This window comes from Salmonella sp. SAL00672 (genome assembly GCF_046552175.1).
Classification (GTDB): domain Bacteria; phylum Pseudomonadota; class Gammaproteobacteria; order Enterobacterales; family Enterobacteriaceae; genus Salmonella; species Salmonella enterica.
This window is the reverse complement of record NZ_JBGDUQ010000010.1, coordinates 63596-85930: the sequence shown is the minus strand read 5'-3', so window position 1 is coordinate 85930 and position 22335 is coordinate 63596. Positions and strand designations below refer to the sequence as shown.

The following is a 22335-nucleotide window of genomic DNA, read 5'->3' as shown; positions in this document are numbered from 1 at the left end:
GCCCGCAAGCGAGTATAACAAAGGATGATTATTCATGATAACCGGCTCTGATAGTTAGCTCATTAATCAGGGTATCGCTCCCCATGATGTCATTTTGCAACAACGGCAGAAACCGGACATAGCGGCCATCCCGATACATCAATGACCTGTTGCAGTCAGGAAAAAAATCCATTTCAGCAATTACTGTCATGTCATCACGGCGAATAACAGCATATTTACAAGTGAATGTTTTATTTAAATTTTTCACGGTGTCTCCATAGATAACGAACTTGAGCATTTTTAAAGCATCTTCATGCTCACCATGAATATATAGGAGACTATTAATTATCATCATCAATAAATATGGTTATTTTTTGACCATGTGCAATGACATTTTCTCTGTGTTCTATTTATAATCTTATAACTGGTTATTTTTTGACATGCTCATTTCCCGGACATTAAAAAAACCGCCGGCGCAGGTATTAAGTACGGGTACATTGAGGTTGTCTGACACATCACAGGTGACGGAGATTCATCCCCCAAGGTCTCTTACTTAGCAATGAAGACAACTACCTCCTCTCTGTCTGGCCGGTTCGATCGCAGTCTCTCCTCGTTACTGGTGCAGTCACTGTGACAGTGATGCAGATGATAATCAGGACGATTAACATCGCTGCGGTTGACTTATCCGGCAAAATTATGCTGCCATGATGCCAGTTAACCATACTGGCATCATGGCCAACCGGCATCGAAAAGCATGTTGACCAGACTCGCAGGCCATTGAATCACGCAACAACCAGTTACTATCATCTGATGAAAAAGGCTGTGCATAACAGAATCAGAACTGACTGGTATCAGGGCCATGTTCTTCAGCAGCAAATACATAAGATGAAGCAAGATATAAAGAATGAAGGAAAAATCGAGTATAAAAAACGTACAGAATTGTCTGAAGTAACTTCCCTGCAGCATTGACGCCGCAGGGAATCTATTTATGGTGTAACTATATTGAACCAGAACTCAAACTTGTCCATATAGCCCAGCATCTCATCCAGTTTCGCAGCATTACCGGTAACGTTGACTTCTCCTTTATCTTGAGCCTGCTTCAGAGTTTCTTCCTTCAGGATAATTTTATTCAGCGTGTCACGGTTCAGAGTAATCGTGGCATCAGCATCTTTCGCTTCAGCATTAGCCGTGTGGTTCAGCACGCCATTTTCCAGCTCAAGCTTGTACTTTCCGCCGTCGCTGCCAAGGTCAATATTAAATACCGCCCGGGCATTACCCGCTTTTTCACCGTTGATATGTACAGCCAGGAAGTCGAAGAACATTTCAGGGGTCATCGCCCGAACGGTATCCGGACTTGCTGTATTTGGCGTCGGACCTTTAACCACACCGTTACGCAGCTCCTGCGCACCGGTCAGGTAGAAGTTACGCCATGGACCAGATTCAGCCTGATACCCCAATTGCTCCAGCGCATCGGCTTCAAGGTTACGTGCATTCTGGTTATTTGGATCGGCAAACACGACCTTACTCACCACCTGAGCAACCCAACGGTAGTTCCCCTGGTCAAAGTCTGCTTTAGCTTTCTGAAGAATCGCATCGGCACCGCCCATGTATTCAACAAATTTCTTGGCCGCTTCTTCGGGTGGCAGCTCATCAAGGGTTGCCGGATTGCCATCGAACCAACCGAGATACAGCACATACGTTGCTTTTACGTCATGGCTGATGGAGCCGTAATAGCCGCGGTTGGCCCAGGTTTTTGCCAGGCTATCCGGTAGTTTGAAGTTGGCCGCTATTTCGTCGCGAGTCAGACCTTCATTGGCCATGCGCAGAGTCTGGTCATTGATATAACGATACAGGTCTCGCTGGCTTTTCAGCAGACCAACAACATTCTCGTTACCCCAGGTCGGCCAGTGGTGCTGGGCCATAATAATTTCAGCTTTGTCACCCCAACGCACTATAGCTTCGTTGATATATTTCGACCACGGCAACGGCTCACGAATTTTTGCGCCACGTAGCGAGTAAGTGTTATGCAGGGTGTGAGTGACGTCCTCTGCGGCTTCGATGAGTTTCTTCTCTTCGATGAACCACAGCATTTCCGAAGGGGCTTCCGAACCAGGGGCCAGCATAAAGTCGTAAGTCAGGCCATCAATCACTTCTTTCTGGCCGTCTTTATCGATGATATTAGTGGGCGCAATCAGTGTCACCGTCCCCGCAGAGGTGGTCGTCCCCAGTCCGGCGCCAACCTGGCCGGAGGCATCTGGTTTCAGGAGGTTGCCATACATATAGCTGGCACGGCGGCTCATCACGTTGCCGGCCATAATATTCTCGGCTACTGCTGCCTCCATAAAGCCAGCAGGCGCATACACTTTCACCTTGCCGGATTTCACGTCCGCTTCATCGACAACGCCACGCACACCGCCATAGTGGTCAACATGGCTATGAGTATAAATGATGGCGACAACAGGCTTATTGCCACGGTTTTTGAAATACAAATCCATACCGGCTTTGGCTGTTTCCGCAGAAACCAGCGGATCGACAACCGTAATCCCCTCTTTACCTTCGATAATCGTCATGTTGGATAAATCAAGGTTACGAATCTGGTAGACGCCGTCTGTGACTTCAAACAAGCCACTGATATTGATTAGCTGGGACTGACGCCACAGACTAGGGTTAACAGTGTCAGGAGATTTTTCCCCTTCTTTTATGAAAGCGTACTGCTGTGGATTCCAGATGACATTCCCTTGCTCTCCCTTAATCACCTCTTCAGGTAAACCAGCGATAAAGCCTTTATGGGCATTCGTGAAATCGGTGTTATCAGAGAAAGGAAGTTGGTTATAAAGCGCATCGTTAGCTTGCTTGGTTGAAGCAGTGGCACCTTTTGGGGCTTCCTGTGCAAATAAAGGTGTCAGCGCAGTGGAAGAGAGTAGCCCCGCCAGCGCAAAACTTTTAACGATCAACTTAAGTCTCATTTGTACCCCTCATGTGAGAATGTCCTAATCATTCAGCTTCGTCGATTAATCATCTGTTAATTCAAATAATTAAAATTTTTGCTGACCATTTTAGCTCTTTTAAATATAACCAAAACGTTACATTTCGCCATTTACGGATACAAATAAATCATGTTTTACGTCTGCCAGTTCCATCCTCTTTTAGTCAGTGGGGTAAGCTCGCTTCCCGTTACCGGGAGACAACTATAATTATTCCCCTACTACAGAAGCGTTGACGATAAGTTCGTCACTGTGGGACAAAAATCATCTCATCAGCCAAAAATGCAGCCTGGCCTGATAGCTTTTCCATTTTTCACCGTGAAGTATCTCCGCACTACACTGGATAGTAATTATTCATTATATGAGGCGATTAAGGATGGGGCAGGATTCGGACGACAGGCGCCGTACCTCCAGTGCAGGAAGGGTATGGCAGGATCATAAAGATATGGTCAGGCAAGCGCTACGTGTAAGTATTCCGTGGTTCACATTTGTGAATATCAGCTTTGCGCTTATCATTTTATTTCGCCACATACTCATCAGTGACTTTGACAAGTCGATCAGTGCACAGACTGGGGTACTGCCGTTAATAGACGATATTATGGGCAGTATTATTGTTTTTTCGTTCCTGATACCCCTTTTCATTTACCGCCTTCCGACCAGATTTACTCCTCTTTGTCTGGTGATGCTGCTGATTCTCAGTCTGATGTGGAGCTATTGTAGCTACTGTTTTATTGTCTGGTGGCAGCTGCCTTTTGCCTGGCCTCTCAGTGTCATCCTTATGCTTACCGCGCTGGCTGCGCTTTATTATCATCTGCCAGCGTTGCTACTTTTCATCGTCCCGTTATGGCTGACCGCCCTGCTGGCCAGTGTGCAGCTTAACCAGTATGTGAATATCCGGTTTTTATTAGTCTGGCTTACTCTTACCGCCATACTCATTTATGGTCGCTTTATCCTGCAACGCTGGTTTGATGAAGCCTGGTTGCGTTACCAGGAAAACCGGATGCTTATCGCGCGTCTCGACGTTATGGCTCACCAGGATGCACTGACCGGGACCGCTAATCGACGTTCAATGGAAAGTTTTCTTGGGGATGCTCTCCGCCAGACGGAGCCGTTTGCACTGATCATGCTCGATGTGGACTATTTCAAAAACTATAACGACCATTATGGTCACCAGGCTGGCGATGCCTGTCTGGCAAAGGTGGCCTGTGTAGTGAAGAGGTCGATTCGTACTCCGGCAGACCTGGTGGCACGTTACGGGGGCGAGGAGTTTGTCGTTGTGCTGCCTTCGTCGTCGCTGAATGAAGCTGCACTGGTTGCTGAACGTATTCAGACAAACCTGCGTGAAACCGCACTGCCGCATGCAGCATCTGCGGTTAGCGAAACGGTCACCGTCAGCATGGGCATCACCCTTTCCACAGCCGGTGACACTGTTACCGGCATTATTGCCAGAGCGGATGAGGCCCTTTATCGGGCTAAACAACAGGGACGTAATCGATGGGTAAAGTAAAACCAGTTGCCCGGTGTTTGATACAGATGATCACCTTGCCATACTCAGATAATTAAAACTGAATATTTGGAAGCAAAAAAGACAGTCGGACTCACGGAACCTTGGCGCTGGTACAGCCTGAATATCAGATAAAATTATGTCCAGCTGCAGACACCAGTTGATAGTGGAATATTCCTGGTGTTGTGAACAAGGCGACATTCACAACACCACTGTGCTCACGGAATTCAAATGCCGAACGGGTGATTACGATATTCGCTACCTCTGCAAAGTTACATTATTCAATTTTCATGCAGATTTCGCCTCCCGGTAATTTCCCCGATAAAATGCCAGTACCCTTTGCATCGTCACGCTGTTCCGGCACTCCGTACAGATAACGTTTCTGGTCCGGTCGTAGGAACTCACGACACCTTCCGGTGTTTTCAGAAAGCGGTTAATCCTGGCATCTTCACGTTTCTGCTTCCAAAGCCGGAAAGCCTGTTCCGAAGGGAAAATACCGTTTCTCCCGGCCTGATACAGATCCCCACAACTTTCCGCCTTTTCCAGGTAGTGACGGGCTGTAAAAATAGTTAACCCTGTTATCTTCCGCAGCTCTCCAAACGTCATCCGACCGTGTGTTCGTATCAGTTCCGTCAGGCGCTTCTGTATTTCAGCTTTCTGCGCCGGTGTGTAATTTCTGCTCATAAGTCCCCCCCTGTTAAAGCCTTCCCGCCGCCTTACGCCGTCTGAATTCTTCCATCATCAGTTGTGCCGGGGTTGGCCCTGCCGGATGGCGCGGCGCTGCCAGTTGACGGCGTACCGGCGGTATGCTGAAACCATTACCGACGTGTTTTGTCCACTTCGCCAGTAACCGTTCTGCAAGTCGTTTCAGTTCGCCTTCCGTCATCTGGTGCTCAACGCCCGTTCTGCGCATCTCGGTGCAGATGTGATACAGAACCGGCTGAGGCCACGGATATTTATCACTGCCGGAGTAGCGCCAGGACTCGTTACGCCAGTGACGATATTCCGCCAGCACCGCATCGGCTGTGAGACCAAACGCATTAGCTCCGCTTTCAGAAACCAGCGAAATAAACTCAGCCAGGTCCGGCGGCCATGTCTCAGCCGCCCGGCATCGCTCCATACACTGCTGACAAATCAGCCGGATTTGGCGCTCAGTCATCGCCCCAATCTGGGCCACCCACAGCTTCGAAGGTGCCGCGCCGTTCTTCTGCGTCCATCGGTTCGAATAAATTTCCCCCATGACTTCCCAGAGTCGCCAGGCCGTCTCCGTCGCTGACGATCCCGTTTTCGCGTTCCCACTGCACGCGGGCTGCCCTGATTTGCTGTACTGCCCGCGATGCGATGCTGTCTGGCTGGATTTCTGCATGGCTTTCTCCCCTGCTGGCTGGTTTCGCCTTTGCCCTGACGTGGTTTACGTGACGGGCGAATTTTTGTTCCCACTGGATTTGTGTGAACACCTTTCCCTCCGACGTCCAGTAATCCCTGAACGCGACAAGCTCCGTAGGTAAATACTCCGGCTCTGGTAACGCAACGCCCCACTGGGCGGCCCGTTGTCGGAAATCCAGCGAGGGATGCCAGTCATCCATCATTGAGAATTTCCCGATCGGCTCGTTCAGGCCTTCCCGGTATTCCGGTTCAGTCACGACAGGCTGTTGCATAATTCCAGGCTGACTAACCGGAGCACTCGCGCGCGCACGCGCGTTATGTGTGGGGTTTAATTCTTTTAGATCTATATCTTTATTAGTTCCCTTTTTGTTGGCTTCCTGTTTAAACACCGAACCAACACCTGTTGAACATGTGTTACTTCCACTGGCGGCCTGCGTTTTCTTCCTGTTCCTTCTGGACTGAACAGATGCTTTCCCTGCTGCCGACTTTTTCGCCAGAACATCCCTGACCGCAGCGAGATCATTCTCGATACGCTCATGAATCCATTCAGTGCCGTTATCAATGAAAAATTCTCTCAGGGACTCTTCCACAGCCCCCCAGCGTTCACTGCTAATCCGAGCAATTTTTGCCAGCCTGCTTTTCGGGATAGCTCTTCCGGTCTGCCAGTAATTGAACATCAACAACAAATAGGCTCCATGCTCCTCGGCAGAAAGGTGCATGGTGTCCGCCAGATAATCAGCGATGTAAAGCTGCATGTATGGAAGTGTGGCCATAAAGCCTCTCTACGCTCTTTTCCGGGCGATCTGAAAACATAAAAAATTACTCACTGGTCATGTCTCTGGTACTGCTGGCGATAACCGCTACGTAACGCCTGTAATGCATATATGGCCTCGTCACACTTTCGCTCAAAATCCGCCAGCGGCGCGCCAAGAAGTACCGCGCTTGCCACTGCGGTTTTTTTAAAAGCTGTGAAAGCAGGTACTCAATGCTCTGCCCTGCCGTTATTCGTTTATGCAGTTCCGGCGCACTTTTGCGGATCGCCTCCAGAATAGCGGGGATCAGCGCAGAGAATTTCTCGCAGTGCTCCGCCGTTTCCCGTTTCCGCCAGCGCTGAAAAATGTTTATCCGGTTACGGCGCCATGCGTCGTAATCCACCGTTCCGTCGTCACGCTCGATACGGTGAACCGCTATTTCCGGTCGCGCCGGCTGCTCCAGGAATGCGCGGGTGATCAGTTGCGTGGCGGTTTCCTGGGTTATCTGTAGATATGCCAGCCATGACGATAACGCCTGACTGGCTGTTTCAGGGGTGATCATGGTTGTTCACCTTCGCTAATATGGTTCTGCTATCGTTCACATGAGGCGGGAAAACATCATCAAGAACACAGCGAGATCCCAGATGGTTAAGTGTGGCAACAATTTTTCGGCACTCCTCCAGTCCGGGTGTGCGAAAATTTGCTTCGTAGTTCGCCAGACGGCTCTGTATCCATCCCAAATGAGTCGCAAGCTGCCTTTGAGATAGCCCCAGTTGCTTTCTGTATGTTGAAATTTTGTTCATTTAAAACCTCCGAATTTTATTATTCACAATTCGTGAGCATAGTCAACTACACATACGTGAGTATCATCAATTTCACGTAGCGTGATAAAATTCCAAACATGAAAACGATTGCAGAACAAATTGGCGAACGTCTTAAAACTATCCGCCAAAACAGAGGATTAAGCATGGGACGACTGGCTAAGCTATGTGGCTGGTCGGGGTCGTCACGCATTGCAAATTACGAGGCTGGAACGCGGAGTATTGGAGCTGAGGATGCCATTACGCTTGGTCAAGTGCTTGGCATTTCCCCCGCAGAACTAATGTTCGGTAAGCAGGAAAATGCCAACTCATGGCTGAGTGATAACCAACAAAAGCTACTCGAATTGTTTAATCAACTGCCAGCATCAGAGCAAACACGTATGCTTGATCTGTTTGAAATCAGATTAAAAGAAATTGATGAGTATGTAGAACAATACCTTAGAAGCAGACAGCATAAAAAAGATACTCCATCCTCTTGAGCTAACCTCCCCTCTTAGTAATCCCGCAAATGCGGGATTTTTTTTGCTTATCCATATCCCACCAAGAAAATAATGCTCACAATTCATATTGACAAATAACTCACGATATGTGAGCATTTAATGTATCAAGACAACGCCAGACCAGATAACAGCCGGACAATACCAAGAGTTATCCCGCTGCTGAGTCGGGCTAAGTAGCCAGCCTGAGGCATACGAACATGACGGCAGTTGTTGTTAAGTAACAAGCGCAGTAGATAAAACGTTCCGCTGGCCGGCGATAAGGCAAACGAGGGTGAGAATGATTGATTTCGCACGTAAACCAGCTCGACAGCAGGCCGTCCCGCTCAACCGGATTGAGGTTTTAATCCGCCGCCTCTGCTACCTGCTGGCGCAGAAAGGAGATCCGGATGCTTAAACAATGCGGTTACTGCCGCAAATCCATTGATGAAGGCAAAGAAGTAAAAAACATCCTTCTCTATCGCAACGGCTCGCAACTGGCGCGCAAAGAAAAGGAATATTGTTCCAGGCAGTGCGCTTAATACGACCAGATGGCGCACGAAAGTTAAATAGTAGTTCCGAAATATGAAATGAAAGATTCGCCATTAATTTGGCGTGGCTTCCTACACCCTGAATTTAAGACTGGAGAACTTATGGAAATCGTAAAAATCGAAATGAACCTGAAAGCAGTTAATAAGAGCATTGCTTTATTCAATTGCGAAAAGAAAGTCTCAGGCGTTATTCACTCAAATTCAACTGGCGAAACTACTGTGATTCTCGACGGTGGATATGTACTCGGAAAGTTCGACTGTCCTCATTGTGCTGTAGAAGCCATTTCGCTGCTCACAGTCAAGGTAAGTGATGGAGAACAAGCAGGGTTTGGTAATTACCGAAGTTACAAGATTGATTACTCAGAAAAATTTTATCAGACCATCCATTAAGAAAACGCCCACCGAAGCGGGCGTGCCCTGTCCGGTCCAACCGACCAAAGCGAACCGGACCTAACAACCAGATATATCGGGGTGCTGTTAAGGCACCTCCATTCTACACGAATTGAGGACAAAACAATGAGTGGAACTAATCCTGTATTTTTAGTCCGCAAAGCAAAGAAATCATCAGGCCAGAAAGACGCTGTACTCTGGTGCAGTGATGATTTTGAAGCGGCAAATGCAACACTGGATTATCTTCTGATTAAATCCGGTGCGAAGCTGAAAGATTATTTCAAAGCTGTCGCTACTAATTTCCCTGTCGTTAACGAGCTGCCGCCGGAAGGCGAACTGAGCCTCACTTTCTGCGATTACTATCAACTCGCTAAAGACAATATGACCTGGACGCAAATCCCCAGCGTCACCCTGCCATCATCTGAAGCCGCCGCCGCGGCGCGCCAGCATATCGTCGACGGTGTTGATACCGAAACAGGCGAAGTGCTGGAAGACCACAACGAAAATTTTGGTAACGAAAGCAACAGCCCTTCCCCGGCAAAAGCCCCAGCCCCCGAGCTGACTGTTGTCGCAACTATGCCCCTCCGTCACCGCGTTCTTGCTCAGCACATAGGTGAAGGTGAGTATCTTTATCACGTCGACGCCTCCCAGAAAAAAGAAATTCTACGTCTCGAAATGGACACCGATAATTCATATGTCCAGAACCTGATACTCGCCGCAGAAAATGTAGAGCCGTTCAAAAAAGCTATCGAGCACGATATTCACAAAGCAGTGAATGCGTATAAACAGGTATTTCCTGTCGATGGAAAAGTGCCTGAGTTATGCACCACTATTAAGTTTTTTAAGGAATGGTTCAGTGCTGAACACATTAACCGCGGCCTGCTGGTTAAGGAATGGGCTGAACGCCTGAAGAATAAACCTGCACCCGTTAAAAAAACCGGGCCACATAAAGTAATTGTCGACGACGTAAATAAGCCAGAGCGTCCACGCCGTAGCGAAAAACCGACACACAGAACGATTAACTATGAGCTCGCCTGTGGTTTCTGTGAGGAGCTGGATCTGAATAACCTGCGTCCTGCAATGGATTTTGCAAAACGTATCATCGCCGAAGACCGGGAAGACTGGAAGCGAATGTCGATGACAGTGGGCATTATCCCCGACATCAAAGGCTACGACCGACAGACCATTATTGACCTGGTACGCAAAGCGCCAAAGGCCGTACATAACGGTAATCCTGATCTTCGCCGGACGTGGTGCGAAAGCTTTCTTGCCGTTCATGGTGTTCGCGATCCGGACTGGTACGAATATGCGCCTGATAACCCCCCAACAACCCATGAAGAAAATGCGGCAAGGCTTCGTCAGGCGGGTAAATGTCTGCGGGATATTGAGGCAGGGAGATTTCAGTGTGATGAAGAAAAACCACAACCGGCAGGCGAACTGGCAGATGAACCAGCAACGCCTGAAGCAGTGGAACAGGACACAACTGAACATCATCCGGACCCGCAGCCGCTGGAGAATGAGCCACCTGTAAGCCAGACAGAAGCAGGCTACCAGAAAATACGGGCAGAACTGTACGAAGCACGTAAAAACATTCCACCCAAAAGCCCGGTTGATGTTGGTAAACAACTGGCAGCCGCACGCGGTGAATACGTCGAGGGCATCAGCGACCCGAACGACCCAAAATGGGTGAAGACCGGGACAAGCCAGCCGACCACCGAACCTGAACTGGTTAAAAATGTTGGCAACGGTATTTTCGACGTGTCCGCTTTAATGCAGAACTCATCAACTCATGGCACAGAAACGAATCCGGAGATCACCAGCAATGTGCAGGTTCAAGAAGCTGACAGTGATGAAAAACAGGCTGGTGATGCGGTGCAGGCAGGCGAAGGCGATCTGGGTACTGGTAAAGAAGCAGTTACCGTAGAGAACCAGAATCAGGCTGAGACGCACCAGAACAACGATTCTGTGAGCCAATCTGAACCTGAGGCGCAACAAAACGTACCGGAATCGCAACAAGAAGAGCCAGAAGCAGCCTGGCCGGAATACTTCGAGCCGGGCCGCTATGAAGGTGTACCAAACGAGGTTTACCACGCCGCCAACGGGATCAGCTCAACTCAGGTGAAAGATGCTCGCGTGTCGCTGATGTACTTTAACGCGCGTCACGTAGAGAAGACTATCGTCAAAGAGCGCTCTCCAGTGCTTGATATGGGCAACCTGGTACATGTTCTGGCTCTACAGCCGGAAAACCTCGAAGCAGAGTTCAGCGTAGAGCCGGAGATCCCTGAGGGTGCTTTCACCACCACCGCCACCCTGCGCGAGTTCATCGACGCGCACAACGCCAGCCTGCCAGCGCTGCTGAGTGCTGACGATATCAAAGCGCTGCTGGAAGAGTACAACGCCACCCTGCCGTCGCAGATGCCGCTTGGAGCTTCGGTAGATGAAACCTATGCATCGTATGAGCAGCTTCCCGAAGAATTCCAGCGCATTGAAAACGGCACCAAACATACAGCCACGGCGATGAAAGCCTGCATCAAAGAGTACAACGCCACCCTGCCCGCGCCGGTTAAAACCAGCGGCAGCCGTGACGCGCTGCTGGAGCAACTGGCAATAATCAACCCTGACCTGGTCGCTCAGGAAGCGCAAAAATCGTCGCCGTTGAAAGTCTCTGGCACGAAGGCCGATCTGATTCAGGCCGTGAAATCAGTCAACCCGGCAGCGGTATTCGCCGACGAATTGCTGGATGCGTGGCGGGAGAACACCGAAGGGAAAGTGCTGGTCACCCGCCAACAGCTCAGCACCGCGCTGAACATTCAGAAAGCCCTGCTGGAGCACCCGACCGCCGGCAAATTGCTGACTCACCCAAGCCGCGCTGTCGAGGTTAGCTATTTTGGGATTGATGAGGAAACCGGGTTGGAAGTTCGGGTACGCCCTGACCTTGAGCTCGATATGGGCGGCCTGCGCATTGGCGCCGACCTGAAAACTATTAGCATGTGGAACATCAAGCAGGAAGGCCTGCGTGCGAAGTTGCACCGGGAAATCATCGATCGGGGCTATCACCTGAGCGCGGCCATGTACTGCGAAACTGCGGCGCTGGACCAGTTTTTCTGGATTTTCGTCAACAAAGACGAGAACTACCACTGGGTCGCCATCATTGAGGCGTCTACCGAGTTGCTGGAACTTGGCATGCTGGAATACCGCAAAACAATGCGAGAGATAGCAAACGGCTTCGACACTGGTGAATGGTCAGCGCCTATCACAGAAGACTACACCGACGAACTGAACGATTTTGATGTGCGCCGCCTTGAAGCGTTGCGCGTACAGGCATAAGGGGAAAATCATGGAAAACACAAATATTGTTACCACTGAGCAGCAGGCACCAAACACCATTTCTGCCAGTAACGCAATTTTTAACGTTCAGGCACTGGGTCAGTTAACAGCTTTCGCTAACCTGATGGCAGACTCACAGGTGACGGTACCGGCACACCTTGCAGGGAAACCAGCCGACTGTATGGCAATCGTCATGCAGGCTATGCAATGGGGCATGAACCCTTACGCTGTGGCGCAGAAAACACACCTGGTTAACGGTGTTCTTGGTTACGAGGCACAACTGGTCAACGCAGTAATCGCAAGCTCCAGTGCCATTCATGGCCGTTTTCATTACCGCTATGGGGGTGACTGGGAGCGCTGCACCAGGACACAGGAAATCACACGCGATAAAAACGGTAAAAATGGGAAGTACACCGTCACTGAGCGCGTTCGTGGCTGGACAGATGAGGACGAGATCGGCCTGTTCGTTCAGGTTGGTGCCATTCTGCGAGGTGAATCTGAAATCACCTGGGGAGAACCTCTTTACCTCTCCGGCGTTGTTACCCGCAATTCTCCGCTATGGGTTTCAAACCCTAAACAGCAAATTGCCTATCTGGGCGTTAAATATTGGGCTCGCCTGTACTGCCCGGAAGTGATCCTCGGCGTGTACAGCCCTGATGAGGTTGAGCAACGAGAAGAACGCGAGATTAACCCTGCTCCAGTCCAGCGCATGAGCGTACAGGAAATCACCAGCGAGGTTAGCACCAGGACCAGCGCGCAGGAGTCGGCAGCTAACGTTGATGCTGTTGCCGACGATCTTCGCGAACGCATTGATACAGCAAGTTCCGTTGATCAGGCAAAAGCAATCCGTGCGGATATCGAATCACAGAAAGCGTTGCTGGGTACTGCGCTGTTCACCGAATTAAAAAACAAAGCAGTGAAGCGCTATTACCAGGTCGATGCACAGAACAAAGTCGAGGCAGTGATCAACTCAATTCCAAACCCTGGCGAACCGGAAGCCGCAGAGATGTTTGCTAAAGCTGAAAGCACGCTTGGCGCTGCTAAACGTCATCTTGGCGACGAACTGCACGATAAGTACCGCGTCACCCTGGACGATATGAAACCGGAATACATCGGCTAATTGCATCGGGAGGGGTTACGCCCTCCCGCCTGAGGAGGTTTTATGCGCCTTATAAATCGCAGTAAGCAATCGCCATTGGGCCGTCGCGCATGTGATGTTGCACTGGCGGCGCATCATGAAAAGTTCGGCGATTACGGCAGACAAAAGCACGTTACCAATTACACCGTTGTAGTGGATGGCGTAAAGGTGCCTGTTGAAGTAGTTAACCGGGCCACCAGCTACGTAGCCACCGCAATGATCGGCGTCCGGAAACTTAGAAATCTGCCAGCACAGGCAAACTGAATATTAGCGATGGCCCGCTGCGGGGCCACTGGAGAAAACGATGAGCAACATTATCCAACTGACGCCAAACAAGTGGGTTAGCGAAAAAGTTCTGATTGCGGTTACCGGGCTTAAGCCCGGAACCATTACCCGCGCCAGAAAAGAATCCTGGATGCTGGGCCGCGAGTACCTGCACATTTCACCAGACGGAAATCCGAAGCCTTCGAGCGAATGCATATACAACAGAGAAGCCGTTGATCAGTGGATCGAGGCGCAGAAAAAAAATCAACCAGGTGCGAAGACAACATGAAAAGCAGTACACTCGTCAATGCTCCTGGACGTCAGGAGGGATTAATGGCTAATGCATCATACCCGACAGGCGTCGAAAACCACGGCGGTTCGCTCCGCATCTGGTTTCTGTATAAAGGTAAACGTGTCAGGGAAAACCTTGGTATCCCTGACACTGCAAAAAATCGCAAGATAGCTGGCGAACTGCGTTCTTCGGTTTGTTTTGCGATAAGGATGGGGAATTTTAACTATGTGGAAAAATTCCCAAACTCACCGAACCTTGCCCGGTTCGGTCAGGATAGAAAGGAAATTACTGTGCTGGAGCTTACCGAAAGATGGTCCGAGCTGAAGAGAATGGAGATCAGCTCTAATACCATGAGTAGGTACGAATCTATCATAAAAAACATGCTTCCACTCATCGGCGAAAACAAAATGGTTTCTGCGGTGACTACTGAGGATTTGCTGTATGTCAGGAAGGAGTTGCTGACGGGCTTTCAGGTAATGAAGAAGGATCACCGGACTCAGGTTAAAGGCCGGAAATCGTCCACAGTGAATAATTACATGATGCTGATGGCCGAGATCTTCCAGTTTGGAACAGATAACGGCTATGCAAAGGAAAACCCGTTTAGCGGAATTAACCGTCTCAAGAAAGCGAAAGGGGAACCAGATCCACTCACGACAGACGAGTTCATCAGGTTTATCCAGGCATGCGGACACCAGCAGATGAGAAATCTCTGGTCACTGGCAGTCTATACCGGAATGAGGCATGGGGAGTTGTGCGGTCTGGCCTGGGAAGATATCGATCTGCATGCCGGGACGATCATTGTGAAGCGCAACCTTACCCAGACGGATGAGTTCACCCTGCCAAAAACCGACGCAGGTACTGACAGGGTGATATATCTCATTCAACCAGCTATTGATGCCCTGAGGAATCAGGCCCAGTTGACACGCCTTGGCCGGCAGTTTGAGGTTGAAGTGAAGTTGCGGGAATATGGACAATCTGTCATTCAGCCCTGCACGTTCGTATTCAGCCCTCAATGCGTCAAACGTGGACCTCGCACAGGATATCACTACGCGGTTAATTCCATTAATAAAATTTGGGCCCCGATAATCAAGCGTGCCGGCATTCGTTACCGTAACGCGTATCAGTCACGACATACCTATGCATGCTGGTCATTATCAGCTGGTGCTAACCCAAACTTTATAGCAACGCAGATGGGGCATACCGATGCACAGATGGTTTACAAGGTGTATGGAAAGTGGATGTCAGAGAAGAGCGCAGAACAGGTTTCTCTGCTCAACCAGGCACTTTCCCGCTATGCCCCATCACTGCCCCAAAGCATGGTAGCAGCGCAGTAGAAATCCTTAAATTCAAGGGGTTAGCAGTCGCATCGCTACATTTTTATAACATGGGGCACGAAATGCGCTCGACCCTAAAGACAGCTTATGGTGTGATCGGGGTTCAATAAATCGCTAAACAAGGTATACTCCAGCGGTTTTCTTAGTTGTTTATTGTACTAAACGCTCCCGTGAGAGGACGCAACAGCGCACCTATGACACAATTCGCTTCTCCTGTTCTGCACTCGTTGCTGGATACAGATGCTTATAAGTTGCATATGCAGCAAGCCGTTTTTCACCACTACTATGATGTGCAGGTAGCGGCTGAGTTTCGTTGCCGTGGCGACGACCTGCTGGGTATTTATGCCGATGCTATTCGCGAGCAGGTGGACGCGATGCAGCACCTGCGCCTCCAGGAGGACGAGTTCCAGTGGCTCTCCGGCCTGCCCTTTTTTAAACCGGATTATCTGAACTGGTTACGCGAGTTTCGCTATAACCCAGATCAAGTCTGTGTCACCAACGATAACGGCAAGCTGCATATTCGCTTAACCGGCCCGTGGCGTGAAGTCATTATGTGGGAAGTGCCGCTGCTGGCCGTGATCAGTGAGCTGGTTCATCACTACCGCTCGCCAAACGCGGGTGTTGATCAGGCGCTCGACGCGCTGGAAAGTAAGCTGGTTGATTTCACTGCGTTAACCGCCAATCTCGATATGTCCCGCTTCCACCTGATGGACTTCGGCACCCGCCGCCGTTTCTCTCGTGAAGTGCAGCAGGCGATAGTTAAACGTCTCCAGCAGGAGTCATGGTTCGTCGGCACCAGCAACTATGATCTCGCGCGTCGCCTGGCGCTGACGCCGATGGGCACTCAGGCGCACGAATGGTTCCAGGCGCATCAACAAATCAGTCCGGACCTGGCGACCAGCCAGCGTGCCGCGTTGGCCGCCTGGCTTAACGAATATCCGGACCAGCTTGGTATCGCCTTGACAGATTGCATTACAATGGATGCGTTTTTACGCGATTTCGGCATTGAATTCGCCAGCCGTTATCAGGGGTTACGCCACGACTCAGGAGACCCTGTCGCATGGGGCGAAAAGGCGATTGCCCATTATGAAAAGCTGGGGATTGATCCGCTGACAAAAACGCTGGTCTTTTCAGATAACCTTGATCTGCCAAAGGCGGTCGAGCTCTATCGCCATTTCGCCTCTCGCGTGCAGTTAAGCTTCGGCATCGGTACCCGCCTGACCTGCGATATCCCTCAGGTAAAACCGCTCAATATCGTGATTAAACTCGTGGAATGTAACGGAAAGCCGGTGGCTAAACTTTCCGACAGCCCCGGTAAAACGATCTGTCATGATAAAGCGTTTGTGCGCGCGCTGCGTAAAGCGTTCGATCTCCCACAGGTGCGTAAAGCAAGTTAACCATGCCTGTGCGAAGCGCCCGGAAAGTGGGCGCTTTGTTACTCTTCTGACCATCTTACCTGTTCTGGCCGCGATGGTGACTATTCTTCCCCTTCACTCTTCGACATATTTACGTGCGTAATTTGCGTTGTTTTTTCAGAATTAGTGTCCCGCTGTGTACGCGTTCTGAATAAATTGAATTCGCTAATAAATTCTTTACGCAGCAAGAACAGAGCAATTACGTTGGGGATAACCAGAAAACCGACAGCAATATCAGCCATTAACCAGATTACCGGGATTTCCATATTAACGGCAATCAGTGGCGGCAAAAAATATAGCCATTTAATGATGCGTTCTAGCTTATCGCCAAAAATATAGTTTATCGAAGTGCGAAATTTAATATATGAACCAAGATAAGAAGTAAACAGAATCAACGCCACACCGAGACAGAGAACCTGAACAATAATCGGATGCCATGTTTCTTTTAAGGCGGCAAAGATAATCTGAATACCTTGATAACTGGCGTCTGTCCACATACCAGAAGCAAGTACAGCAAATGCGGTAAAGTTACAGGTAATCATTGAGACAAAAAATACTTCCACTGCCCCCCACATTCCCTGACGGAAAGCATAATCCACGTTGGCAGTAGCATGTACTGTGGCCGAGGTACCCATGCCGGCTTCGTTAGTGAATATTCCGCGACTGGCTCCTTTACTGATGGCCATCATGATGGTTGACCCGACAAAGCCACCGGCTGCTGGCGCAGGGGCAAAGGCATAATAGAAAATACTTTTTATAACCTGTGGGATAGCCTCGATATTCAATACCACTACACCAGCGGCACCAATGAAATAGGCAATGGTGATCGGTGGAAGTGCAATCGTACAGAATTTACCAAGACTGGAGAGTCCTTTTAAAATAACCAACGCGCCTACGATGACAATAAATCCCCCAATGACGCTTGTTGGGATGTCAAACGTATAGTGAATGACCGCCGCCATCGTATTAGTTTGCACAAAACAGGCATCCGTAATAACCAGAATCATTAATGCAAACGCATATAATCCTGCCAGGGGATGCCATTTTTTATTGAGCCCTTTCTTAATATAATGCATTGGGCCGCCATAATATTCGCCATTCTCACCTTTACTTCGGTATTTCACCGCCAGCGTCACTTCAACCATTTTGGTCATCATACCCACGACCGCAATGATCCACATCCAGAAAATTGCCCCAGGTCCGCCAACCGCAATAGCCGCAGCAACACCTGCGATCGTTCCCGCGCCTAATGAGCCGGATAGCACAGTGGCAGCCACCTCTATTGATTTTAAGGATTTTTTAGACGCTGCCTCGCCAGTAGTGTTTTGTTTATTTTTTCCGGCAAGTGTACCAATTGTATTACGGTAAATTTCTTTTAAATTGATAATCTGGAAAAATTTGAGGCGTACTGTAAAATAAAAGCCAATGCCGATGACACACAAAAATAATGGGCCACCCCATAGAAATTCAAAGAGTTGTGAAAGTTGCTCTAACATAATGACCTCGGATTTAAATTAATTCGTTCAGTCTCAGAAATAATCTTTCCAGTTCAGCGTAATCCTGAATTTTGCCAACAACACTAAACTGGAAAGTCAGCGGGTAGGAGCATCCCTTACTTACTAAATGCCGTTTTAATGGTATATTGTTATGAAGTTTTGCTTCCTGCATTAGGTTTATTATGCGTATAAAAAACGCGTTTTTTACATGCTGCCTTTATTATCTAATTTTTTAGTCGTAATGTTTAAGCACTGCGTCCGTTCCAGACTATATCTTCATAAATATCTGGGGACGTATCGCCTTCGGTACTAATAAGCAGAACATGAGCACTGGCATCAAGCTGTAAGCGATTAGCAAGATCCTGATAATGCATATTGTTCATCAACTCATAAAGTAATCCTACGCCAATAGCTCCGGACTCGCCGGAAATAAAAGGCGTATCCGTACCTGGACGCGGCGCGGCAGAAATACGCATACCCTTAGCCGCCAGACAGTCATCAGCGGAAATAAAACAACTGGTGTTGTCCCGAATAATAGGCCAACTGATAATATTCGGCTCCCCACACGCAAGCCCGGCCATTATCGTCGCCATATCGCCAGTGACGCAGTGAGGTTGACCATCATCCATAACTGCGGATTGATAAAGACAGTTGGCCTGATGCGGCTCAACCACAATAATATTAGGGATATTTTCCTGCATTTTTTCAACAAAATAACCCATAACACTGCCAGCAAACGATCCCACCCCCGCTTGTAAAATAAGATGGGTTGGCAACGGACTGTTTGTTTCTGCGAGCTGCTCATAAGCTTCAACCGCTAGTGTCATATAGCCTTGCATAATCCACGTTGGGATCTCTTCATACCCTGTCCAGGCTGTATCCTGCAAAAGCACCCAGCCTTTTGTTTGCGCCATTCTATGGGCCAGTCGCACTGCATCATCGTAGTTCAGATCGGTGATGGTGCATTCAGCTCCATGATGACGAATATTCTCTGCCCGGATTAACGATGATCCCTTAGGCATATAAACGACGGCTTTTAGACCTAATTGCTCCGCCGCCCACGCCACACCACGGCCATGATTGCCATCCGTCGCGGTAACAAAAACACAATCTTTAATTTTTTCTTTAATCTCAGGAGTATTAAGGGCAGCAAAACTTAACGAGTTAATATCACATTGCAATTTATCAGCGAGATATTTTCCTACAGCATAAGAGCCGCCCAGACCTTTAAAAGCATTCAGGCCAAAACGCCAGGACTCATCTTTAATATGGATGGACCCTAGTCCAAGCCGCCGGCTTAGATGCGCCAGATTATGTAACGGCGTGACGGCATAATTGGGTAATTTTTTATGAAATGCTAACACCTCATGCCCAACATTTCCGTTAAGCAAACTTAAGGCCGCTCCTGTACCATATTTTTTCCGACGTGTATTAAACTGATATTTAATAAGCTCATGCATAATGATACCTTTTGTTAAAGTTTATTTATTGAAATAATATATTTTTGTCAATTATTGAGTAGAAACAAGCAAAGAACTCGCGTTTTGTGGCTGTAGTAGTGGTTATCCTCACTTTAATAAACGTACTGATAAAAGAGTCGCACAATATCTATTACGTCCTTTTCTTTATTCCACTGATTATGATAGTACTATGCTTATTGCTGTTAAATGGCGCGAAAATGCCCATCGTCGTGCAATTTTCACCTTTTTTTAACGGCCTGGACGCGGCAAAATTGCGCACAGTGATAGTCATCACATTAAAGAGGTTATTTGCGATATGAAGCTTGACGCCTGGGATAAAAACATTCTGACATTATTGCAGCGCGATAATCGTCTTTCTCAGCGGGAAATCGCCGAACAGGTCAATCTTTCACCTTCGGCAGTGAATCGTCGTATCGCGGCACTGGAGGAGGCGGGCATAATTAAAGGCAATGTCAGCCTTATTGATGCTGGCAAAGTGGGACGCCCGGTCATGATTGTGGTGCAGGTGGTGATCGAAAACGAGCGATTCAATTTACTGGAAGAGGCTCGTCAACGGTTTGTCAGTTGCCCGCAGGTGCAGCAGGTCTACTACGTAACGGGCGATTTCGACTTTTTACTGGTGCTCAATGTTCGTGACATGGCGGAATATGAAGCGCTTACCCGTGAGCTTTTCTTTTCCTCAGGCAATATAAAGTCTTTTAAAACGATTGTCGTGATGCAAAACGCCAAGCAAGAGATGCGCGTCCTGATCGAGTAACGTGCGCAAAGCTTGCAAAACCAGCCTAAATTCTCAATGGTTCGCGAGCAGGTGCGAACTTTTTACAGGTTTCTTTCTGAAAACCTGCTTCCAGATGCGATTTCTGCTTGTCTGATTGCAGATGCCAGGTAACATAGGAATACCCCCATTTCGGGTGGACAAGTGTTTATTTTTTCCGACTATTAACTAGAGAGAATATTATGAGCGTTGTGCCTGTAGCCGACGTACTCCAGGGCCGCGTAGCCGTTGACCAAGAAGTCACCGTGCGCGGATGGGTGCGTACCCGCCGAGATTCAAAAGCTGGCATCTCCTTCCTCGCCGTTTATGACGGCTCCTGCTTTGATCCTGTACAGGCTGTCATCAATAATTCTCTGCCCAATTATAATGAAGAAGTATTACACCTGACGACAGGCTGCTCCGTGGTAGTAACAGGTAAGGTTGTCGCGTCGCCGGGACAGGGGCAAAGTTTCGAAATCCAGGCCACGAAAGTAGAAGTCGCAGGCTGGGTGGAAGATCCGGATACCTACCCGATGGCGGCAAAACGCCATAGCATTGAGTATCTGCGTGAAGTTGCGCATCTGCGCCCGCGCACCAACCTGATTGGCGCGGTAGCGCGCGTCCGCCATACTCTGGCGCAGGCGCTGCATCGCTTCTTCGATGAGCAGGGTTTCTTTTGGGTCTCCACCCCGCTGATTACCGCTTCCGATACCGAAGGCGCTGGCGAAATGTTCCGCGTCTCAACGTTGGATCTGGAAAACCTGCCGCGTAACGACCAGGGCAGAGTAGATTTTGACAAAGACTTTTTTGGCAAAGAATCATTCCTGACCGTCTCCGGCCAGCTCAACGGTGAAACCTATGCCTGCGCGCTGTCCAAAATCTATACTTTTGGGCCGACCTTCCGCGCGGAAAATTCCAACACCAGCCGCCACCTGGCGGAGTTCTGGATGCTGGAGCCGGAAGTGGCATTCGCCGATCTGGAAGACAACGCCCGTCTGGCGGAAGCCATGCTGAAATATGTCTTCAACGCGGTTCTGGAAGAGCGTGCGGATGACATGAAGTTCTTTGCCGAACGCGTGGATAAAGACGCTATCGCTCGTCTGGAGCGTTTTGTCTCTACCGACTTCGCTCAGGTGGATTACACCGATGCGGTCGCCATTCTGGAACGCTGTGGTAAGACATTTGAAAACCCGGTGTTCTGGGGCGTCGACCTCTCTTCCGAACACGAACGTTATCTGGCGGAAGAGCATTTCAAAGCGCCGGTAGTGGTGAAAAACTATCCGAAAGAAATTAAAGCGTTTTACATGCGCCTTAACGAAGATGGCAAAACCGTGGCGGCCATGGATGTGCTGGCGCCGGGAATCGGCGAAATCATCGGTGGTTCCCAGCGTGAAGAGCGTCTGGATGTGCTGGATGCCCGTATGGCCGAAATGGGGCTGAATAAAGAGGATTACTGGTGGTATCGCGACTTGCGTCGCTACGGTACTGTACCGCATTCCGGCTTTGGCCTGGGCTTTGAACGCCTTATCGCTTACGTCACGGGTGTGCAAAACGTGCGCGATGTTATTCCGTTCCCACGGACCCCACGCAACGCCAGCTTCTGATTTTTACGTCACACTCAAGGCCAGCTATGCTGGCCTTTTTTTTCGCCTGAATGTCAGTTTTATTCTCAATAAGTAAATAAATTTAATTACAACCCTCTGAATTACAACATCTTGTTACTGTATATTTCACGAAAATATTTACACATAAAAATTAATCCTTAATTTTATTGCGGATTAGATTTTTCTGCTCTAATAGCACAATTTTTCACCACAATTACGGACATCAAGACTTCTAAATGGCTATTTTTATGAAATAGCTCGTCTGCTGCTTTTTCAGGCACAACGGTGCCACAAGCCAATAATTACAATAAAATCATAGTGATAAAATAAAAACGATCAAATCAAAGCGAGAACTCAAGGGAAGTTTGACGTTGTTCACAAAGTTCC

At 48.9% G+C, this 22335-nt stretch carries 22 protein-coding genes and 1 pseudogene; 13 read left to right on the top strand and 10 right to left on the bottom strand.

From position 1 onward, the window contains the following. Positions 1 to 28 precede the first annotated feature (28 nt). From ACLJTG_RS19525 to ACLJTG_RS19515, 3 genes are all read right to left on the bottom strand, one after another. Positions 29 to 277, bottom strand: a complete 249-nt coding sequence (locus tag ACLJTG_RS19525; RefSeq protein WP_000911593.1) for a hypothetical protein — start codon at positions 275 to 277, stop codon at positions 29 to 31. A gap of 271 nt (positions 278 to 548) precedes the next feature. Beyond that, positions 549 to 647, bottom strand: a complete 99-nt coding sequence (locus ACLJTG_RS19520; RefSeq protein WP_223151200.1) for a hypothetical protein — start codon at positions 645 to 647, stop codon at positions 549 to 551. A 318-nt stretch (positions 648 to 965) separates the two neighbouring features. Continuing rightward, the gene (locus tag ACLJTG_RS19515; protein WP_001237395.1) at positions 966 to 2945 is read right to left on the bottom strand and encodes an alkyl/aryl-sulfatase; all 1980 of its coding nucleotides are present in this window, start codon (positions 2943 to 2945) and stop codon (positions 966 to 968) included. 394 nt (positions 2946 to 3339) lie between these two features. On the opposite strand from ACLJTG_RS19515, the gene ACLJTG_RS19510 reads away from it, so the two are divergent. After that, entirely contained in the window at positions 3340 to 4470 is a 1131-nt protein-coding gene (locus ACLJTG_RS19510; protein WP_058112744.1) for a GGDEF domain-containing protein, read from the top strand. Positions 4471 to 4755: 285 nt separating this feature from the next. Here the strand turns inward: ACLJTG_RS19510 and ACLJTG_RS19505 are convergent, their stop codons facing one another. The 5 genes from ACLJTG_RS19505 to ACLJTG_RS19485 are packed head-to-tail and all read right to left on the bottom strand — an operon-like array spanning position 4756 to position 7408. Next, positions 4756 to 5151 (bottom strand): DUF977 family protein, encoded by a 396-nt coding sequence (locus ACLJTG_RS19505; protein ID WP_198898295.1) that lies wholly within the window; start codon positions 5149 to 5151, stop codon positions 4756 to 4758. 13 nt (positions 5152 to 5164) lie between these two features. Continuing rightward, positions 5165 to 5707 carry a replication protein P gene (locus tag ACLJTG_RS19500; protein WP_157872077.1) on the bottom strand — a complete coding sequence of 181 codons (543 nt, stop codon included), beginning with the start codon at positions 5705 to 5707 and terminating at the stop codon, positions 5165 to 5167. Further along, complete coding sequence (locus ACLJTG_RS19495) at positions 5619 to 6626, bottom strand: DUF1376 domain-containing protein (protein ID WP_001604746.1); 1008 nt, start codon at positions 6624 to 6626, stop codon at positions 5619 to 5621. The genes ACLJTG_RS19500 and ACLJTG_RS19495 overlap by 89 nt, the downstream gene beginning before the upstream one ends. A 46-nt stretch (positions 6627 to 6672) precedes the next feature. Then, on the bottom strand, positions 6673 to 7167 hold the full coding sequence (locus tag ACLJTG_RS19490) for a hypothetical protein (protein ID WP_001672225.1): 495 nt from the start codon (positions 7165 to 7167) through the stop codon (positions 6673 to 6675). Continuing rightward, positions 7154 to 7408 carry a helix-turn-helix domain-containing protein gene (locus tag ACLJTG_RS19485; protein WP_001033911.1) on the bottom strand — a complete coding sequence of 85 codons (255 nt, stop codon included), beginning with the start codon at positions 7406 to 7408 and terminating at the stop codon, positions 7154 to 7156. Before ACLJTG_RS19485 ends, ACLJTG_RS19490 begins: the two co-directional genes overlap by 14 nt. Positions 7409 to 7506: 98 nt before the next feature. Here ACLJTG_RS19485 and ACLJTG_RS19480 point away from each other — a divergent pair, with 98 nt between their 5' ends. The 10 genes and pseudogenes from ACLJTG_RS19480 to pncB all read left to right on the top strand — a co-directional run bounded on the left by ACLJTG_RS19480 (position 7507) and on the right by pncB (position 16595). Further along, positions 7507 to 7905 carry a helix-turn-helix domain-containing protein gene (locus ACLJTG_RS19480; protein ID WP_001574209.1) on the top strand — a complete coding sequence of 133 codons (399 nt, stop codon included), beginning with the start codon at positions 7507 to 7509 and terminating at the stop codon, positions 7903 to 7905. Between the two features lie 256 nt (positions 7906 to 8161). Further along, positions 8162 to 8320, top strand: a pseudogene (locus ACLJTG_RS19475) (hypothetical protein); the annotation flags it as partial. Next, positions 8313 to 8444, top strand: coding sequence for a YdaE family protein (locus ACLJTG_RS19470; RefSeq protein ID WP_000917559.1), 132 nt, complete (start codon positions 8313 to 8315; stop codon positions 8442 to 8444). The pseudogene ACLJTG_RS19475 and the gene ACLJTG_RS19470, both read left to right, overlap by 8 nt. 48 nt (positions 8445 to 8492) lie before the next feature. Then, positions 8493 to 8843 (top strand): hypothetical protein, encoded by a 351-nt coding sequence (locus tag ACLJTG_RS19465; RefSeq protein ID WP_023139985.1) that lies wholly within the window; start codon positions 8493 to 8495, stop codon positions 8841 to 8843. Between the two features lie 126 nt (positions 8844 to 8969). Further along, entirely contained in the window at positions 8970 to 12170 is a 3201-nt protein-coding gene (locus ACLJTG_RS19460; protein ID WP_410959049.1) for a RecE family exodeoxyribonuclease, read from the top strand. Next, the gene (locus tag ACLJTG_RS19455) at positions 12133 to 13290 is read left to right on the top strand and encodes a RecT family recombinase (protein WP_001539618.1); all 1158 of its coding nucleotides are present in this window, start codon (positions 12133 to 12135) and stop codon (positions 13288 to 13290) included. The genes ACLJTG_RS19460 and ACLJTG_RS19455 overlap by 38 nt, the downstream gene beginning before the upstream one ends. 42 nt (positions 13291 to 13332) lie before the next feature. Continuing rightward, positions 13333 to 13572: a DUF4060 family protein gene (locus tag ACLJTG_RS19450; protein ID WP_001237031.1), complete on the top strand. Its 240-nt coding sequence runs from the start codon at positions 13333 to 13335 to the stop codon at positions 13570 to 13572. Positions 13573 to 13612: 40 nt separating this feature from the next. Continuing rightward, positions 13613 to 13861 carry an excisionase Xis gene (gene xis, locus ACLJTG_RS19445; protein WP_000065276.1) on the top strand — a complete coding sequence of 83 codons (249 nt, stop codon included), beginning with the start codon at positions 13613 to 13615 and terminating at the stop codon, positions 13859 to 13861. Between the two features lie 44 nt (positions 13862 to 13905). Beyond that, entirely contained in the window at positions 13906 to 15198 is a 1293-nt protein-coding gene (locus tag ACLJTG_RS19440) for a tyrosine-type recombinase/integrase (protein ID WP_001262307.1), read from the top strand. Between the two features lie 194 nt (positions 15199 to 15392). After that, entirely contained in the window at positions 15393 to 16595 is a 1203-nt protein-coding gene (gene pncB / locus ACLJTG_RS19435; protein WP_079828117.1) for a nicotinate phosphoribosyltransferase, read from the top strand. Between the two features lie 80 nt (positions 16596 to 16675). Here pncB and ACLJTG_RS19430 read toward each other — a convergent pair whose 3' ends face one another. Then, entirely contained in the window at positions 16676 to 18109 is a 1434-nt protein-coding gene (locus tag ACLJTG_RS19430) for an alanine/glycine:cation symporter family protein (RefSeq protein ID WP_000893197.1), read from the bottom strand. A 245-nt stretch (positions 18110 to 18354) separates the two neighbouring features. Next, positions 18355 to 19569 (bottom strand): diaminopropionate ammonia-lyase, encoded by a 1215-nt coding sequence (gene dpaL / locus ACLJTG_RS19425; RefSeq protein ID WP_000544852.1) that lies wholly within the window; start codon positions 19567 to 19569, stop codon positions 18355 to 18357. A 316-nt stretch (positions 19570 to 19885) separates the two neighbouring features. Between dpaL and ACLJTG_RS19420 the strand changes: the two genes are divergently transcribed. Both ACLJTG_RS19420 and asnS read left to right on the top strand, forming a co-directional pair. Then, positions 19886 to 20347, top strand: a complete 462-nt coding sequence (locus tag ACLJTG_RS19420; protein WP_079951479.1) for an Lrp/AsnC family transcriptional regulator — start codon at positions 19886 to 19888, stop codon at positions 20345 to 20347. A 200-nt stretch (positions 20348 to 20547) separates the two neighbouring features. Beyond that, positions 20548 to 21948: an asparagine--tRNA ligase gene (asnS, locus tag ACLJTG_RS19415; protein WP_000117870.1), complete on the top strand. Its 1401-nt coding sequence runs from the start codon at positions 20548 to 20550 to the stop codon at positions 21946 to 21948. Positions 21949 to 22335 lie beyond the last annotated feature (387 nt).

Coding starts and splice junctions, on each gene's coding strand:
- ACLJTG_RS19525 (WP_000911593.1), bottom strand. CDS start 277: ATGCTCAAGTTCGTTATCTATGGAGACACCGTGAAAAATTTAAATAAA.
- ACLJTG_RS19520 (WP_223151200.1), bottom strand. CDS start 647: ATGTTAATCGTCCTGATTATCATCTGCATCACTGTCACAGTGACTGCA.
- ACLJTG_RS19515 (WP_001237395.1), bottom strand. CDS start 2,945: ATGAGACTTAAGTTGATCGTTAAAAGTTTTGCGCTGGCGGGGCTACTC.
- ACLJTG_RS19510 (WP_058112744.1), top strand. CDS start 3,340: ATGGGGCAGGATTCGGACGACAGGCGCCGTACCTCCAGTGCAGGAAGG.
- ACLJTG_RS19505 (WP_198898295.1), bottom strand. CDS start 5,151: ATGAGCAGAAATTACACACCGGCGCAGAAAGCTGAAATACAGAAGCGC.
- ACLJTG_RS19500 (WP_157872077.1), bottom strand. CDS start 5,707: ATGGGGGAAATTTATTCGAACCGATGGACGCAGAAGAACGGCGCGGCA.
- ACLJTG_RS19495 (WP_001604746.1), bottom strand. CDS start 6,626: ATGGCCACACTTCCATACATGCAGCTTTACATCGCTGATTATCTGGCG.
- ACLJTG_RS19490 (WP_001672225.1), bottom strand. CDS start 7,167: ATGATCACCCCTGAAACAGCCAGTCAGGCGTTATCGTCATGGCTGGCA.
- ACLJTG_RS19485 (WP_001033911.1), bottom strand. CDS start 7,408: ATGAACAAAATTTCAACATACAGAAAGCAACTGGGGCTATCTCAAAGG.
- ACLJTG_RS19480 (WP_001574209.1), top strand. CDS start 7,507: ATGAAAACGATTGCAGAACAAATTGGCGAACGTCTTAAAACTATCCGC.
- ACLJTG_RS19470 (WP_000917559.1), top strand. CDS start 8,313: ATGCTTAAACAATGCGGTTACTGCCGCAAATCCATTGATGAAGGCAAA.
- ACLJTG_RS19465 (WP_023139985.1), top strand. CDS start 8,493: ATGAAAGATTCGCCATTAATTTGGCGTGGCTTCCTACACCCTGAATTT.
- ACLJTG_RS19460 (WP_410959049.1), top strand. CDS start 8,970: ATGAGTGGAACTAATCCTGTATTTTTAGTCCGCAAAGCAAAGAAATCA.
- ACLJTG_RS19455 (WP_001539618.1), top strand. CDS start 12,133: ATGTGCGCCGCCTTGAAGCGTTGCGCGTACAGGCATAAGGGGAAAATC.
- ACLJTG_RS19450 (WP_001237031.1), top strand. CDS start 13,333: ATGCGCCTTATAAATCGCAGTAAGCAATCGCCATTGGGCCGTCGCGCA.
- xis (WP_000065276.1), top strand. CDS start 13,613: ATGAGCAACATTATCCAACTGACGCCAAACAAGTGGGTTAGCGAAAAA.
- ACLJTG_RS19440 (WP_001262307.1), top strand. CDS start 13,906: ATGGCTAATGCATCATACCCGACAGGCGTCGAAAACCACGGCGGTTCG.
- pncB (WP_079828117.1), top strand. CDS start 15,393: ATGACACAATTCGCTTCTCCTGTTCTGCACTCGTTGCTGGATACAGAT.
- ACLJTG_RS19430 (WP_000893197.1), bottom strand. CDS start 18,109: ATGTTAGAGCAACTTTCACAACTCTTTGAATTTCTATGGGGTGGCCCA.
- dpaL (WP_000544852.1), bottom strand. CDS start 19,569: ATGCATGAGCTTATTAAATATCAGTTTAATACACGTCGGAAAAAATAT.
- ACLJTG_RS19420 (WP_079951479.1), top strand. CDS start 19,886: ATGAAGCTTGACGCCTGGGATAAAAACATTCTGACATTATTGCAGCGC.
- asnS (WP_000117870.1), top strand. CDS start 20,548: ATGAGCGTTGTGCCTGTAGCCGACGTACTCCAGGGCCGCGTAGCCGTT.